15 protein-coding genes are annotated in these 15944 nt (G+C 63.0%); 4 read left to right on the top strand and 11 right to left on the bottom strand.

Annotated features, from left to right (window positions below; genetic code table 11):
* Positions 1 to 277: 277 nt before the first annotated feature.
* The 4 genes from YY7_RS0127930 to YY7_RS0127915 form a co-directional block, all read right to left on the bottom strand.
* Positions 278 to 1024, bottom strand: a complete 747-nt coding sequence (locus YY7_RS0127930; protein ID WP_035691111.1) for a transporter substrate-binding domain-containing protein — start codon at positions 1022 to 1024, stop codon at positions 278 to 280.
* A 156-nt stretch (positions 1025 to 1180) separates the two neighbouring features.
* On the bottom strand, positions 1181 to 1606 hold the full coding sequence (locus YY7_RS0127925) for a DUF4399 domain-containing protein (RefSeq protein WP_028166092.1): 426 nt from the start codon (positions 1604 to 1606) through the stop codon (positions 1181 to 1183).
* Between the two features lie 25 nt (positions 1607 to 1631).
* Entirely contained in the window at positions 1632 to 3194 is a 1563-nt protein-coding gene (locus YY7_RS0127920) for an SUMF1/EgtB/PvdO family nonheme iron enzyme (protein ID WP_028166091.1), read from the bottom strand.
* 199 nt (positions 3195 to 3393) lie between these two features.
* Entirely contained in the window at positions 3394 to 4572 is a 1179-nt protein-coding gene (locus YY7_RS0127915) for an MFS transporter (protein WP_028166090.1), read from the bottom strand.
* A 122-nt stretch (positions 4573 to 4694) separates the two neighbouring features.
* Here YY7_RS0127915 and YY7_RS0127910 point away from each other — a divergent pair, with 122 nt between their 5' ends.
* Together YY7_RS0127910 and YY7_RS0127905 are read left to right on the top strand one after the other, a co-directional pair.
* Positions 4695 to 5495: an AraC family transcriptional regulator gene (locus YY7_RS0127910; protein WP_035691100.1), complete on the top strand. Its 801-nt coding sequence runs from the start codon at positions 4695 to 4697 to the stop codon at positions 5493 to 5495.
* Between the two features lie 106 nt (positions 5496 to 5601).
* The gene (locus YY7_RS0127905; protein ID WP_028166088.1) at positions 5602 to 6954 is read left to right on the top strand and encodes a malonyl-CoA decarboxylase; all 1353 of its coding nucleotides are present in this window, start codon (positions 5602 to 5604) and stop codon (positions 6952 to 6954) included.
* Positions 6955 to 8023: 1069 nt separating this feature from the next.
* Here the strand turns inward: YY7_RS0127905 and YY7_RS0127900 are convergent.
* The 7 genes from YY7_RS0127900 to YY7_RS0127870 all read right to left on the bottom strand — a co-directional run bounded on the left by YY7_RS0127900 (position 8024) and on the right by YY7_RS0127870 (position 14380).
* The gene (locus YY7_RS0127900) at positions 8024 to 9193 is read right to left on the bottom strand and encodes a mandelate racemase/muconate lactonizing enzyme family protein (RefSeq protein ID WP_028166087.1); all 1170 of its coding nucleotides are present in this window, start codon (positions 9191 to 9193) and stop codon (positions 8024 to 8026) included.
* Between the two features lie 137 nt (positions 9194 to 9330).
* Positions 9331 to 9600, bottom strand: coding sequence for a DUF3297 family protein (locus YY7_RS0127895; RefSeq protein ID WP_028166086.1), 270 nt, complete (start codon positions 9598 to 9600; stop codon positions 9331 to 9333).
* Complete coding sequence (locus YY7_RS0127890) at positions 9597 to 10073, bottom strand: glutathione peroxidase (protein WP_028166085.1); 477 nt, start codon at positions 10071 to 10073, stop codon at positions 9597 to 9599. Before YY7_RS0127890 ends, YY7_RS0127895 begins: the two co-directional genes overlap by 4 nt.
* Before the next feature lie 202 nt (positions 10074 to 10275).
* Positions 10276 to 11667: an amidase family protein gene (locus YY7_RS0127885; protein WP_028166084.1), complete on the bottom strand. Its 1392-nt coding sequence runs from the start codon at positions 11665 to 11667 to the stop codon at positions 10276 to 10278.
* A 287-nt stretch (positions 11668 to 11954) separates the two neighbouring features.
* Positions 11955 to 12524 carry a c-type cytochrome gene (locus tag YY7_RS0127880; protein WP_028166083.1) on the bottom strand — a complete coding sequence of 190 codons (570 nt, stop codon included), beginning with the start codon at positions 12522 to 12524 and terminating at the stop codon, positions 11955 to 11957.
* A 145-nt stretch (positions 12525 to 12669) separates the two neighbouring features.
* The gene (locus tag YY7_RS0127875; protein ID WP_028166082.1) at positions 12670 to 13944 is read right to left on the bottom strand and encodes a PQQ-dependent sugar dehydrogenase; all 1275 of its coding nucleotides are present in this window, start codon (positions 13942 to 13944) and stop codon (positions 12670 to 12672) included.
* Positions 13945 to 14119: 175 nt separating this feature from the next.
* The gene (locus YY7_RS0127870; RefSeq protein ID WP_028166081.1) at positions 14120 to 14380 is read right to left on the bottom strand and encodes a DUF6894 family protein; all 261 of its coding nucleotides are present in this window, start codon (positions 14378 to 14380) and stop codon (positions 14120 to 14122) included.
* Between the two features lie 374 nt (positions 14381 to 14754).
* Between YY7_RS0127870 and pqqA the strand changes: the two genes are divergently transcribed.
* Complete coding sequence (gene pqqA / locus YY7_RS57515; protein ID WP_035635412.1) at positions 14755 to 14835, top strand: pyrroloquinoline quinone precursor peptide PqqA; 81 nt, start codon at positions 14755 to 14757, stop codon at positions 14833 to 14835.
* 149 nt (positions 14836 to 14984) lie between these two features.
* Positions 14985 to 15914 (top strand): pyrroloquinoline quinone biosynthesis protein PqqB, encoded by a 930-nt coding sequence (gene pqqB, locus YY7_RS0127860; RefSeq protein ID WP_028166080.1) that lies wholly within the window; start codon positions 14985 to 14987, stop codon positions 15912 to 15914.
* Positions 15915 to 15944: the final 30 nt, after the last annotated feature.

Below are 15944 nucleotides of genomic sequence, written 5' to 3'. Positions count from 1 at the left end.
GGTGTCGTCTTTAACGACTGCTCGGCGCGTCCGAATAAGGTCGCTTTGATCCCTGCACCTTCAGCCAACGCTGGCCCAGGCAATCCGAAGGACGGCAGTCGTCATTGACTGGTACATCCAAAAGCAATCGATGTGCCAACAGCGGTGCTCGCCGATCGGTGGAGAACGGCCGGGAATTGCAGGGGCTTTAGGCAGTTGTCGCTGCGCCGCCCTGGTGAAGCCATGCCGCTGATTTGGGCACGCTGCCTATACGGCACGCACACTGAGGACTGGGCGCCTATTTGGCCTGCGTCCGGATCGGCGCGTCCTTCAGCCCGTTATTGTCATAGGCTTTGCGGAGCGTGCCGTTGGCAGTCGCTTCCGTCATGAACTTGGTCGCAAAAGTCGCCGACAGCGGATGATTCAGCGGGACCGCGACCGCAGTCACCGTCTGCTTGAAGGTTTCGTCCAGCACCCGGGTGCCCGGAATATTCTTCGCCATAGCATTGAGCTGGTCGCGCGACAGCGCGAACGCGTCGACCTCGCCACTTTTCAGGAGGTTGAAGATCTCGTCATAGGTCTGATAGCCCGTCACCTTGGCGTTCTTCAGGTGCGCGATCGCACCCCGCATCGTGGTGGTGTTGTTGACGGCGGCGACCTTGACGCCCGGCTGGTCGAGGCTGGCGAAATTCGTCACCGCCGAGCCCGGCCTGACGATGTAGGTGGCGTCCGCGACCTCATAAATCGGGCCGAACGTCATCTTGGTTTCGCGCTCTGGATCCTTGGGCAGGAAGGTGACGTCCCAGGTGCCCTTCGATGCCGCATCGGTGATCTGTCCAGAATTCTGGTGCACGACATATTCAACGGGTACGCCGAGCTGCGTGGCCATTGCCTTGCCGAGATCGACCGGCACGCCGGCATAGCCGGTTTCGGTCTTGGTGCACCAGAACGCACCGCCCGCCGGACTGATCGCAATCGCGACGCGGAGCTTGCCGGTCGGCGCGATCTCGTCCTTCAGCGCGTCGGCACTGGCGGGTGCGGCCATCACGGCGACCGCGACAACAAGGCTTGTGATAAGGGGCAATTGACTGGCCATCGGCTTCCTCCACGCCGAGTCTGGTGCCCGGCTGTTGCAGCAACAAACCGCATGATGGGGAAACAGGCAACCGCCAGTTTTCGCAAGCCGGCCGACACTACAAATTCATCTGACGCGGATCGTGATCTTCTCCGACACGACCGGCGGCTTGAAGGGATAGTGCTTGGCGTCACCGAGCACGAGCTGCAAGGTGTGCTTGCCGGGCGGCAGCTCGATACGCGCCTCGGTCTGGCCTGCACCGAAATGCAGGTGGGACTTGTCCGATGGGATCGGCTCGTTCGGATTGAGCGGCTCGTCGACGTCGATCAGCAGATGGTGATGACCGGCGTTCGCATAGTCATCGCCGGCATGGGTCACGCCCATGTTGCGCAGGCCGAAGCGGGCCCAGAAGGCGCCCTTGATGGTCGTGCCATTCTGCGGCCAGACGAAATACAGGACCGCATCCTTCGGTGCAGGCTTGTCCTGCGCGTGCGCAACGTTCGTAAGCGACGACAGGACCGCAGAAATCAGAAGCGTACGCGCAACTCTCATTGCCCCCTCCCCCAATCCAAATACTTTAAGGCGACAGCGCGACCCGGAAGCCATGGGTCGGATATCGAACGTTGGTGTCGTAGTTATCCCGATTGGCCGGTCGCACATAACGCGTGTCATTCTTCCAGGAGCCGGAGCGGAGCACATGGGATGTGCAGTCTCCGCCAAGCCAGGGAGAACCATCGGCCGGCGCACCCTGATAATTCTTGTGCCAGCAATCCTCGACCCACTGGTCGACCCCGCCGCCCATGTCATGCAGCCCGAACGGATTGGACTTGAAGTTGCCGACCTTGGTCGGCTGCTCGGCGGCGGCGCTGTCGCCGCAATCCTTGCAACTGGCCATGCCCGGCTGCATCTGCTCGCCCCACCAATATCTGGTCTGCGTTCCGCCGCGGGCAGCAAACTCCCATTCGGCTTCGCTCGGAAGCCGATAGGCCTTCTTCGTGACGTCCGCGAGCCAAGTGACGTATTGTTTGGCATCGCTCCAGCTCACATTCGTGACCGGCGCCTCGTCCTTTCCGGTCGCCGTGAAGCCGCACACCTTGGCGGCGGCGCACGCGTTCCATTCGCGGACCGTGACCGGATATTTGGCGATGGCGAATGGCTTGACCGTCACCCTTCGGATCGGCCGCTCCGACGCGTCGTCATTGCTGCCCATCGAGAAGCTGCCGCCCTGAAGCGCGACCATCTCGGGCTCCCGCACGGACGGCGTGGGCGGCGTCGGGGGCGCGACCGCCGTCACGGCCGGGCTCGCGGAGGGCTGCGGCGGCTGCGGTTGCGCCGTGGGACTGGCAGCGGGAGCTGCCGCCTGTTTCGTGGCGGGCGCCGGCTCGGCCGCCTTCGGCGATGCCGCGGGCGACGGTGATGCCGCTGGCGCCGGGGTTCGCACCGCCAGCTTTTCGCTCCGCGGTATCAGCAAGGACCAGAGGATGCCGCCGGCGATGATCGCGAGCGTGATGCTGAGCAGGAAGATCAGGACGTTCTCGCGCCGCCGGCGCGTCCGCTGGAAGGCCGCGGCATCCGGCAGCACGCGATAGACCCGCACCGGGTCGGTGATGTTCTTGACTTTGCGGTCGCCGAGCGACTCGTAGCCGCACACCAGCTTGTGCTTGATCTGTTCGTAGATGCCGCCGGAAATGAAGACCTGCCCCGGCTCGGCGATCCCTTCAAGACGCGAGGCAACGTTGACGCCGTCGCCATAGATGTCGTCGGGCTCGATGATGACGTCGCCGAGATTGACGCCGATCCGGTACTCGATCCAGTAGTCCCTCGGTACCGCCGCGTTGCGGCCGACCAGGTTCTGCTGGATCACGATGCTGCACCTGACGGCTTCGACCGGACTGTCGAACATCGCAATGAAGCCGTCGCCGGTCGTCTTCACCAGCTTGCCGTGATGCTCGACGATGGTCGGCTCGATCAGGTCGCGCTCGATCCGCTTGACGCGGTTGTGCGTGCCCTCCTCATCGAGCTGCATCAGACGGCTGTAGCCGGCGATGTCGCCTGCGACGATCGCGGCAAGGCGCCGCGGCGTCGGATCACCCGGCGGCCGCTCGTGCCTGCCCGACTTAAAGTCGCGAATCTCACCCATGGATCGGTTGGGCTCCAAAAACCGCAAATACAGCGTTGAGGCGCAATTAGCCTCAGCCCCCGAAACCTAAAGGTCTACCCATAAAGAGCCTATCACACTCCTTACCCCGAACAAGTTTGCCAGATATTGTGCAGCGCATGAAGTGATGCAGTTCACATAACGATCAACCTTGCGTGTCCGCGACAAAATATCCCCAGCCTCAGTTCGCCTGCGGCGCCGGCGTCCTGATCTCATTGGGCAGGATAATGGCCGCTGCGATCGCCAATAGACAGAGCGCGGCGAACGCGCGCAGCATGGTGACGAACCCGCCCTGCTCGTAAAGCCAGGCGACCAACCCGACCGAGGCGCCGGCCGCGGTGAAACCGACGAAATAGCGCACCGCATAGGCGCGCGACCGCCATTCCTCGCTGGTGTATTTGCCGACCATGGCATCGTTGACCGTGACCTGACCGAACGCGCCCATCACGATGCCGATCGACACCAGGATCAGCGGCAGGTCCGACAGCGTCGCTGCCAGATAGAGGAACGGCGCCAGCATGAAGGACAGCGGCAGCGCCACCGTCTTAAGCGAATGGTGGTCGAGCAATTTGCCGATCGTGTACTGCGTCATCGCGCCGAACACATAGACGCAGGCTGCGATCACGCCGAGCAGCGCCGGGCTCCTGGTCAGGTCGGCGAGCCGTTCGGCGAACAGTTTCGGCAGCGCCACCGTCACCGCGTTGAAGGTGGTGGAGATCGCGATCACCACGATCAGGAGCGACAGGATCACGCGCCACATGTCCTTCTTCGCGACGCGCGCCTGGGCTGCGGCCTGCTTGCTCCCCTTGCGATCCTCATGCACCACGGTCAGCGCGAAGGCGATGCCGAGCAGCACGGTGACGATGCCGGGAATGATGAAGGCAAAGCGCCAACCGAGATACTGGCCGATCACGCCGGTGACCAGCGCCGAGGAGGCGACGCCGAGATTACCCCAGACCCCGTTCAGCCCCATCTCGCGGCCGAGCTTGTTGGCATAGGACACGATCATGGCAGTGCCGACCGGATGGTAGATCGAGGCGAACACGCCGATCGCCAGCAGCGCCGCACCAAGCTGCAGCGGGGTCTGCACGAAGCCGACCGAAATCATGGACAGCCCGATGCCGATGAAGAAGATCACCATCATATGGCGGCGGCTCCAGCGGTCGCCGAGCCAGCCTGTCAGCAGCGAGCCGGCGCCGAAGGCGATGAACCCCGGCGTGGCGTATGGCAGCAATTCCGAATAGGCCATGCCGAGCGCCGGACCCATCACGATGACGGCGGCGGCGAAGATCAGCATCGAATAATGGTCAATGAAATGGGCGGCGTTGACGTAGGTGATCACCCGGCTGGGGCTGTTCATGCGTTGATCCTGTTTCGATCCCTTTAGAAGTCCTCTTGAGATGTCCCCTTAGATGTCCGTTTGGGGAATCCTCTTGCTTCCGGAACTAGGTTATAGGGAGTTGTCCTGACGGGATGTCGCCAATGACTGTCGCCGAAACGCCAATTGCCGCGATCTTGCGGGGCCAACGCGCCACCGGCGACGGCGTGCATCTGGTCGCGCGTCACTACCGGCGCGGCGTGCGGCTCGACACCCACATCCACCGCGAGTCGCAACTGGTCTACGCCGCCGAAGGCACGATGCAGGTGACGACGCCGAAGGGTCGCTGGCTGGTGCCGCCGGATCGCGCGGTGTGGGTGCCGGCCTTGATGGAGCATTCGATCGACGTGCTCGCCGACATCCAGATGCGGACGCTGTATTTCGAGTTGCCGTGGCTGAAGCGCAACGCGCGCGGCAACAGCCTCGGTACCGAATTCGTGGTGCGGATATCGCCGCTCTTGCATCAGACCATCCTGGCGCTGTTCGACAGACAGGACGATCACGAGCGGACTGCGCTTCTGCTGCAACTGGTCATGCTGGAACTGGACCAGGCCGAGGATTCCGCGACCTTCCTTCCGCTGCCGCAGGAACCGCGCTGCCGGCGCGCCGCCAGCATCGTCCTCGCCAATCCAACCGCCCAATATGAAATCGAGACGCTGGCACGCGAGGTCGGCACGTCGGCGCGAACCTTGTCGCGCCTGTTCTCGTCGGAGACGCAGCTCAGTTTCAAGAGCTGGTGCCAGCGCGCCCGCATCGCGGCCGCGATTGAACGACTGTCGACAGAATCTAATGTGTCGATCAAGCAGATCGCCTCAGACCTCGGCTATGCCAGCGTTTCGGCGTTCTCCCATGCGTTCCGCCAGGTGACCGGCAAGACGCCGACGGAGTTTGCGGGCAAGGAATGAACGCGAGACTTCATTGGCAAGTCATGACAAAATGGTGTTCTTGAGTATAGTCGGCAGCAACCCAGATCCTATGTAAGGTTCGGTGTAACCGGATTCGATCCCTCCCATGGCCAATGCCTTTTTCTCCGACCTGCTGGCAACGATTTCCGAGCGCGGCCGTACGCTGCTCCGGCGAGGCAATTCGTTGGAAACGAAGCAGGACGCCTCCGAGCTTCTTGAATTGTGCGAGGCGCTGCTCTCGGGCCGTGGCGAAGCCTCCGGCACTGCCATGGCGCGCGAGGTGCTCGACCGCTATCACCATCTCGACGCCGCGGGGCGGCTGGCGTTCTTCCAGACGCTCTCCCGGGATTTCGGCCCTGACCGCGCCAAGCTGATGCAGGCGATCGAGGCCTGGCGCAAGGGTTCCGACGACGGCGAAGCCAGCGATTTGCATTTCGCCTCCGAGCCGCGCCGGCAGGAACTGATCCGCCGGCTCAACCGCGCGCCGGGCGGCACCAGCGAACTGGTGTCGATGCGCGCCGATCTGCTCAACCTGATGAAAGGCAACAAGGACCTGGAGTCGCTCGATCGCGACGTCACCCATCTGCTCTCTTCTTGGTTCAACAGGGGATTTCTCGTGCTGCGCAGGATAGACTGGTCGACGCCGGCCAATATTCTGGAGAAGATCATTCGCTATGAGGCAGTGCATGAGATCCGCGACTGGAACGACTTGCGCCGCCGCATCGATCCCATCGATCGCCGTTGCTACGCGTTCTTCCATCCGGCGCTGAACGACGAACCGCTGATCTTCGTCGAGGTCGCGCTGACCGAGACGATCCCCGGCGCGATCGCACCTCTGCTCGCCGAGCAGCGCGAGCCGGTGCCGATCGAGCGCGCCCGCACCGCCGTGTTCTATTCGATCTCCAACACCCAGCGCGGGCTCGGCGGCATCTCCTTCGGCAGTTTCCTGATCAAGCAGGTGGTCGAGGAATTGCGCCGCGAATTGCCGAAGCTCGACACCTTCGTGACGCTGTCGCCGGTGCCGGGCTTCATGCAATGGCTGAGGCAGGCGAGCGACGCGCCGCTCTCCGACGAGGATCGGCTGCTGCTCGAAGGGCTCGGCAAGCCCGACTGGTTCGACATTGCCGAACTGGCCGCGCAGCTCCGCACCGTGCTGGAGCCGCTCGCCGCCTATTATTTCCTGAAAGCGCGAACGCCGAAGGGACGGCTGATCGATTCGGTGGCGCGCTTCCACCTCGGCAACGGCGCGCGGCTGGAGCGCATCAATTGGCTCGGCGATCTCTCGCCGAAAGGCTTGCGCGAATCCGCCGGCATCATGGTCAATTATCTCTATCGCCTCGACGATATCGAGAAGAACCACGAAGCCTACGCCAACAACGGCGAGGTGATCGCCTCCAGCGCCGTGAAGAAGCTGCTCAAGGGCGAAGGCCGCCGGCTGCTCGAGATGCGGCTGTCGTGACGGGCGAAGCATTAGCGTGAGCGCCATCACTGTGTGGGGTGGGCAATCGGCACGCTCTCTCCACGTCATTGCGAGCGCAGCGAAGCAATCCATGTCTCCACAAGCGGCGCGATGGATTGCTTCGCTGCGCTCGCAATGACGGGCGGAGAATTCTGATTCAATTGTCAAACAGCTCTCTGCTGTCATCGTCCGGCTTGACCGGACGATCCAGTATTCCAGAGACAGCAGAGCTTGAGCCGAGAGGCCGCCGGATACTGGATGCCGCTTTCGCGGGCATGACGGTGGAGTGCGAGGAAACAGCAGTTCGCATTCTCGCGGCGCGTTGCGCCCGAGCTTTGCATCTCGTCTCACCCTCTCATTGAACAGAGGGCGCAGGGAAAGCCGGGTGCTGGTTGCACCCATGGGTCCCGTGCAACAAAAAGCACGGGGGTAGGACCACAGGTTCAACCGATGCATTCCGGCTTTCCCTGCGCGATGGTGTTACGGTTTCCTTCGTGCTCTTCCCGGTGACCGGGCTTTCTTGCCACCGTCGCCTCTCGCGCGAACTTGCTTCGCGCAAGAAACTTAGCGCCAGCGTCGGGGCGCCAGAACCACACGACTTCGCCGTCCGTGAGTATCTCGCTCGTCAGTCGTGACACTCACGTCCACCGCATCTCACCGCAACGTTCGTGACGATCGCGAGCCGCCCCTCATTCGGGTGAGACGCGCGGAGTTAAATCACTGATTTGCCCGACGACGGAAGCGGAATGTTTTTTGCGCGAGGGCTGGACAGAGCAAATCACGTTGATCGGCTTAAGGAAAATCGCGCGAATGATACGACGCCGTCATGCCCGGGCTTGACCCGGGCATCCACGTCCTTCCACGCGCCCGCGACAACGTGGATGGCCGGGTCAAGCCCGGCCATGACGGAGGAAAGGATTGCGCGATGCGTCCCCCCGTCATTCCGGGGCGATGCGAAGCATCGAGCCCGGAATCCATCGAGCCACATACGCGGGCGGAGAAATGGATTCCGGGCTCGCGCTGCGCGTGCCCCGGAATGACGGCGGAGATTCAATGGCGCGAGCGTGGCTTACTCCGCGAGCGCTTTCATCTCCTTGTAGAGATCGCTCTTGCCCTCGAATCCGATGCCGGGAAGATCGGGCATGGTGATGTGGCCATTCTCGACGCGCACGCCGTCGGGGAAGCCGCCATAGGGCTGGAACAGATCGGGGTAGCTCTCATTACCGCCGAGGCCGAGGCCGGCGGCGATGTTCAGCGACATCTGGTGGCCGCCATGCGGGATGCAGCGGCTTGGCGACCAGCCGTGGGTCTTCAGCACTTGCAGCGTGCGCTGATATTCGCAGAGGCCGTAGGACAGCGCGCAGTCGAACTGCAGCCAGTCACGGTCCGGCCGCATGCCGCCATAGCGGACGAGATTGCGCGCATCCTGATGGCTGAACAGGTTCTCGCCGGTCGCCATCGGGGCGGGATAGAATTCCGCGAGCGCGGCCTGCAGCGCGAAGTCGAGGGGATCGCCCGCTTCCTCGTACCAGAACAGCGGATAGTCCCGCAGCATCTTTGCATACGCGATCGCGGTCTCCAGATCGAAACGGCCATTGGCATCGACCGCGAGCTGCGCGTCCTTGCCGATCTCCTTCAGCACGGCCTCGATCCGCTCGCCGTCTTCGGTTAAAGGCGCGCCGCCGATCTTCATCTTCACGACATTGTAGCCGCGGTCGAGATAGCCACGCATCTCCGCACGCAGCGCGGAGAGATCCTTGCCGGGATAATAGTAGCCGCCGGCGGCATAGACGAAGACGCGCGGATTGGCCTTGAGGCCATGCCGCTCGGCGAGCAGGCGGAACAGCGGCTTGTTCGCGATCTTCGCAACCGCGTCCCACACCGCCATGTCGATGGTGCCGACCGCGACCGAGCGCTCGCCGTGGCCGCCGGGCTTCTCGTTCGACATCATGGTCGACCAGACCTTGTCCGGATCGAGATTGTCGCCGCTCGCATCAAGCAGCGTCTTCAGATCGGCCTCGAGCAGCCGCGGCGCAAAGCGCTCGCGGATCAGGCCGCCCTGCCCGTAGCGACCGTTGGAGTTGAAGCCGTAGCCGACCACGCGCTTGCCGTCGCGCACCACGTCGGTGACGACGGCAACCAGGCTCGTCGTCATCTTGCTGAAATCGATATAGGCGTTGCGGATCGGCGAGGCGATCGGCTTTGTCACTTCGCGAACGTCGATGATGCGGACGGACATGTGTGTTTGGCCTTTGGGTTTTGCGTCATGCCCGGGCTTGTCCCGGGCATCCACGCCCTTCCGTTATCGCGAACAAAGAACGTGGATGGCCGGGACAAGCCCGGCCATGACGGAGTGAACTACTTGCGCTTCAGATGTTACGACTTCGGCTTATCGCGGAAATACGGCTCGACCGGGCCGTGGACCTTGATGGTCAGCGGATTTCCATAGCGGTCCTTGGCGTTGCCGGCGGTGACGCGCACCCAGCCTTCGCTGACGCAATACTCCTCGACATTGGTCTTTTCGACGCCCTTGAAGCGGATGCCGACGTCGCGCGCCAGGATATCCGCATTGTAATACGGGCTGTTCGGATCGACCGACAGGCGGTCCGGCAGCTCGTCGTGGGTGGTTTCGTTGTTCTCGCTCATAGCAGGGCCTCGATTGCAGTCTTCAGTCCTTCGGGCCGCGCGGTGGGCGCATGGCGCGCCACCACCCCGCCCGATCGGTCGACCAGGAATTTGGTGAAATTCCATTTGATCGACGGGCCGAGCAGGCCCGATTTCTCGTTCTTCAAGTAGTTGTACAACGGATGCGCATTCGCGCCATTCACCTCGATCTTGGCGAACATCGGGAACGTCACCGCGTAGTTGGTTTCGCAGAACTCCGCGATCTGTTTTTCATCGCCCGGTTCCTGCGCGCCGAACTGGTTACAGGGAAAGCCGAGCACGGAAAAGCCGCGCGGCGAGAGCCCCAGATAGAGCTCCTGCAGGCCCTTGTATTGCGGCGTGAAGCCGCACGCGCTGGCGGTGTTGACGATGAGCAGCACCTGCCCCTCGAATTGCTTCAGGGGCACTTCATCTCCGACCAGCGAGCGGGCCGTGAAATCATAGACGCTTGGCATTGGCTTTACCTCGCCCCGCTTGCGGGGAGAGGTCGAAATTCAAGCAGCGCTTGAATTTCGGGTGAGGGGGAGCCTCCCCGAGCACAACTGTCACCGTGATCGCGGAGAAAGCCCCTCACCCCGACCCTCTCCCCGTAAGAGCGGGGAGAGGGAGAAGCGCCGTCGTCACTTCGACCTAAGATCGTCATGTTCGATTCTTCGATCAGCCTGCAGGATCAATGACCGCGGACGGCGTGCCGCCGGCTTCGATTGCCTCGCCGGCGGCAAGGCAGAGATCTTCGCGATAGCGGCCAGAGACCAGTTGCACGCCGACGGGAATGCGGCCGACCAATCCTGTGCTCACAACCAGCCCCGGCAGGCCCATGAAGGGAATGGCGATCTGCGGCAGTTGCGCGTGCCAGACCCGGGCAAAGGAGGCATCGTCCTTGCAGTCGAGTTGATCGGGGAACGGCAATTCGCCGGAGACCGGCATCAGCAGCACCGCGTATTGCTCGAAGAATGCCAGCCATTCGCGCGTCAATGTCGCCCGGCGCGTCAGCGCCTTCGAAAGATCGAATGGATGCACCTTGGCGCGGTTGCCGCGCAGGCAGGTCAGCGCGCCGGGATCGCCCTCGCGCTCGGCAGCGGCGAGCTGCGCCTCATAGCCATCGCCGAGCCAGAGTTTTGTCTGAAGGTCGGCGGCTTCGCGCAGCGGCGGCGTTGCCGTGATCTCCTCGACGGTCCAGCCGGCACGCTCCAGCCGCTTGCCGGCGTCCGCCACCGCAGCCTTCACCTCGGCGACCGGATTGAGACCGTCGGGATCGAGGCACATCGCGACGCGCTTCGGCACGGAAGGTCCCTCCAGCGGCACCGGCATCCACCAGGGATCTCTGACATCACGGGCCGACATCGCCGCGAGCGCGATGCGCAGGTCGCCAACGGTGCGCGCCAGCGGTCCCGAGACCGCGCTGATCTGCGGGCCGATCGGCCGCTCCGGCAGCGCCGCGTTAAAGGCGGGGATGCGACCCATGGTCGGCCGCAGGCCATGCACGCCGCAGGCATAGGCCGGATAGCGGATCGAGCCCGCGATATCGGTGCCATGCGCGATATGCCCGATGCCGGCCGCCACCGCCGACCCCGCGCCGCCGGACGAGCCGCCTGGCGTAAGGTTCGGATCGCGGGGGTTCTTGGTGTCGCCATGGATCAGGTTGGTGGTGAACCAGCGATAGGAGAAGGCCGGGCAGTTGGTGCGGCCGAGCAGGACGGCGCCCGCCTTGCGCAAATTCTCCACCACGGGATTGTCGGCCTTCGCGATCACGTCGCGCTGCAGCGTCAAGCCGTTGGTGGTGGCAAACCCTTCCTGGTCGACATTGACCTTGATCGTGACAGGGACGCCGCCGAGCGCGCCGACCTCCTCGCCGCGGCCGATCGCGGCATCGATGGCGTCCGCCTGCGCCAGCACGTCCGCAGGTCTGTGGTCGACCACGGCATTGAGCCTGGGATTGACCGCGTCCAGCCGCGCCAGGGCGGCGGTCGCCGCCTCCCTCGCCGAAACCTTTTTCGATTTGATCAGGCCGGCCAGATCCGCGGCCGACAGGCGCCAAAGTTCTTCCATTGCCGACTCCGTTGCGACGGGCGTGTTTTAGCGTCGTGGGGCGGACGTGGCCAGCGCAAGGAATGGACAATTATTCCTAAGCAAGTAAACCGGGCTGCAGCCGCGTGGACGGTGCCCACCTCTCCCAAAGGGAGAGGTCGGCGCAAAGCGCCGGGTGAGGGGTTTCAGTCTCTCATAGGCACCTGAGCCCCCTCACCCGGATCGTATCTTCGATACGATCCGACCTCTCCCCGCTGGGGAGAGGTCGACCGCGGCCACATCGAGTCAGACAAGAGCTATTCGGCGTGTCAGCGGTAGTGGGCGATGTAATACGCCAGGTCGGCGATCTGCTCTTTCGTCACAGGCTGCATCACGTCGGCCATGGTGCCGTCATAGCCGTGGCGGGTGTTGTCCTTGTATTCGCTGAGCGTCTTGTTCAGATAGTCTTCACGCTGGTTGGCGATGCGCGGGACGTTGTCGTTGCCGGAAAAATCCGGCCTGTGGCAGTTGTTGCAGAGATATTGATGCGCGAGCGCCTGGCCGCGCGCCATGCGCGCGGAATCGCCGGCCTCGGCGGGCGATGCCGGCTTCGGCAGGGTGGCGATAAAGTCGGAAAAGGTGCGGAGGTCGTCGTCGGACAGATTCTTCGCCATCTCGTTCATGGTGTCGAACGCGCGCAGCTTCTCGCGGAACATGAAGAGCTGGATCAGCACGTAAGCCGCTTGCTGGGCGCCGAGCGAAGGCGTCTTCTCGGTCTCCGACGTGCCGAGCTCGCCATGGCAGGCAAAACAGGGCGCGGCGCGCTCCTGAATGGTCTCAGCGCTGGCGGCGAAGGTGATGGATGCGAGGGCGAGCGCGGCAACTATTTTTTTGTACATCGATCTTTCCTGGCGCTCGTCATTGCGAGGAGCGAAGCGACGAAGCAATCCACTTCGCCACTTGCGGAGGCATGGATTGCTTCCGCCTTCGCTCTTTGAGCTACGGCGGACAAGTCGCTTCGCTTGCAATGACGGAGAGTACGACCTACTGCCCCGCGACCTTCTGCTTCCCGTAGCTGATGCGGTAGACGGCGCCGTTCCAATCGTCGGAGACCAGCAGCGAACCGTCCTTCAACTGCATCACGTCGACGGGACGGCCGACATATTTGTTATCCTCGAGGAAGCCGGTGAGGAACGGCTCGACCGACTTCACCTTGCCGTCCTTGTCGAGCTTGACCACGACGACATCGCCACCCTCCTTCTTCGACTTGTTCCAGGAGCCGTGGCGCGCGACGAAGATCGCGTTCTTGTACGTCTTCGGGAACATGTTGCCGGTGTAGAAGCGCATGCCGAGCGAAGCGGTGTGCGGGCCCATCAGGCCGACCGGCGGGGTATAGTCGCTGCAGGATTTGCCCCAGCCGAGCTCCTGGTCGATGATGTTGCCCTGGTAGCAGAACGGCGCGCCGAAATCCTCGCCGGCCTTGGTCACGCGGTTGAGCTCATCCTCCGGCACCGTCTCGGACAGCCAGTCGCGGCCGTTGTCGGTGAAGTAGAGGTGCTTGGTCTCCGGATTCCAGTCGAAGCCGACCGTGTTGCGCACGCCGACCGCATAGACTTCCGCCCCCGAGCCATCGAGATTGATGCGCCGGATCTGGCCATGCGCATCGTCATGCAGGACGTTGTTGCCGGGCTGGCCGACCGGGACATAGAGCTTGTTGTCCGGGCCGATGGCGATGAACTTCCAGCCATGGGCCTCGTCCTTGGGCAGATTGTCATAGATCACCGTCGGCTTCGGCGGACTGTCGATGACATCGTCGATCTTCTCGATCTTGGAGACCTTCGAGAGCTCCGCGATGTAGAGCGTGCCGTCCTTGAAGGCGACGCCGTTCGGGCGATAGAGGCCGGAGGCGATCACCTTCACCTGGCGTTTGCCGTCCTTGTTGACGATGGCATAGACCTTGTCGACGAGGCGGCTGCCGACAAACACCGTACCCTTGTCGCTCTGCGCCAGCGAGCGCGCATTCGCCATGCCGGCGGCGTAGACCTCGACGTTGAAGCCGGCCGGCACCTTCAGCTTGGCGAGCGGCAATTTGTCGGGCGCGGCCGCCAGCGGCGGCGGCGCGACCGGGGCAAGCTTGGCGGCCGCCTCGTTCTCCGGCCGCCCGATCAGCGGCGAGCCCGGCGGCAGCGGCTGCGCTGCGGCAGGTGCCGCACCGGCGGCGGGCGGACTGGCGGGCTGCTGGGCATGGGCGGCAAGCGTGAATGCGCCGAAGAAAGCGCCGGCCAGGACAAGGCTGCGCGGCGTGGTCAGATTGTTCATCGTTGTGGTTCTCCCCAGATGCGAAAGCCTTTTGGTCCTCGCATGTGCAGCATCCTGCGCATGCCGGCGTGGCTTCCTGAGTGGCAGTTTCCGACATTCGTCCACGGATGCAATCCGGAACATGGTCGGAATCGAGGCGGGGGAGCGATCTAGCGCAGAACGACCGCGCAGACCTTCAATGTTTCGTGACCGAGCCCGTATCCGGCGGGCCGATGATCGCCTCCGAGAATGGAAATTCGAGCACGATATCGCCCTCGTCGTCGGTCACCTCGATGACGGCATTCAACAGTGTGGCGTCGGCGCCTTCGGTCCGCAGCAGTTCCCGAATCATGGCGCGCGCCATCTCCCAGGCGCGATCGGGATCCCGCAGGATTTCGCCCTCGGGGTCGGAGATCAGCTCATCGCCGATACGGGTGTTGAAGAAATAGCGCGGCATCGGCGGCAGACACTCCGGTTGAGACCCCCTGCGATGGGACCTCCGTGAAACTCAGAATCGCCATTGATCGCAATGCGAACAACAACGAAACGTATGATTTGACTTGCGGCTCTCGCACAACTGCGTGAATTCCTCGAACATGATCCGGAAAAGTGGAAACCGGTCTTCCCTCGCGACCAAGCGTTTGCGCGGAGATCATGATCAAACAAAGAGATGAGATCATGATCTGATTCCGTCTAATCTGGTCATGATCCAGTGCGGCGCAGCATGACTGATGCAGCGCAGCACGTCAAAATTTAACTGGCGAACTTTTTCGCCCGCATTACTTTATCGCCCGGGACGAAATACGCCCGGATCATAAACAGGAGAACCTGATGGCCTGGAAAGCACCAAAGATCGTCGAAGTGTCCGTCGGCATGGAAATCAACATGTATATGTGCGCAACCCGCAAGTAAGCGGGCGCGACGACCTTAGCCTTAATACGTTGCTGGACTTGCGGGCGTCCGACCTTCCTTAAGGGAATGTGTGTTGACGCCCGGGTCCGCTTTGTTGTGTCCCTGGCTCGTTTGTTCCTACGCGTCAGGTTTTCGCCAGGAGACGGATCATGGTTCGCGTCGTCGTCCTGGGCGCGGCGGCCGGCGGTGGTGTTCCGCAGTGGAACTGCGGCTGCCCGGTTTGCACCACGGCAAGAAGCGAGGCGGCGGACCTGCAGAGTACCCAGGCTTCGATCGCGGTCAGCGCCGACGGCGCGCACTGGTTCCTGATCAACGCCTCGCCCGACCTGCGCCAGCAAGTGACCGCAACGCCGCGATTGCACCCAAAGCGCGGCGAGCTTCGCCATAGTCCGATCGCCGGCGTCATCCTCACCAATGGCGAGATCGACGCCATTGCGGGACTATTGTCGATGCGCGAGGGTTCGCCCTTTACGATCTACGCGCACCAGCGGGTGCTGGCGATCCTGAAGTCCAACAGCGTGTTCGACGTGCTCAGCGAGAAGAACGTGAAGCGCCAGCCGATCGCGGTGGACCAGGCGTTCGAACCCGCTTTGCCCGACGGCTCGGCTTCCGGCCTCGAAGTGCTGCCGTTCGAGGTTCCCGGCAAGGGCGCGTGGTATCTTGAGGGCAAGGCACATCCGGCCGGCAATGACGGCGCCGGCGACACGCTGGGCCTGCGCATTGCGGAAAAGGCCAGCGGCAAATATTTCTACTTTCTCGCCGCCTGCGCGCGCGTGACCGATGATCTGAAATCTCGGCTTGCAGGAGCGCCGCTGGTGTTCTTCGATGGCACGGTGTGGCGCGACGACGAATTGATCGCGGCGGGACTCGGCAACAAGACCGGTCAGGGGATGGGACATATTGCGATGTCAGGCAGTCACGGCGCGATCGAGAGCCTCGCAGGGCTTGCCATCGGCCGAAAACTGTTCCTGCATATCAACAACTCCAACCCGGCCCTATTGAAGGACTCTCCCGAGCGGAAGATGGCCGAGGGAGCCGGCTGGCAGATCCCCGCCGATGGAACGGAGATAGAGCTTTGAATGCACCTTTGCCCCAAGGACCTTCACTCC

The organism is Bradyrhizobium elkanii WSM2783 (assembly GCF_000472865.1).
Taxonomy (GTDB): domain Bacteria; phylum Pseudomonadota; class Alphaproteobacteria; order Rhizobiales; family Xanthobacteraceae; genus Bradyrhizobium; species Bradyrhizobium elkanii_A.
Note: the sequence above shows the minus strand (reverse complement) of the source record. Positions and strands in the feature narration are given on the sequence as shown.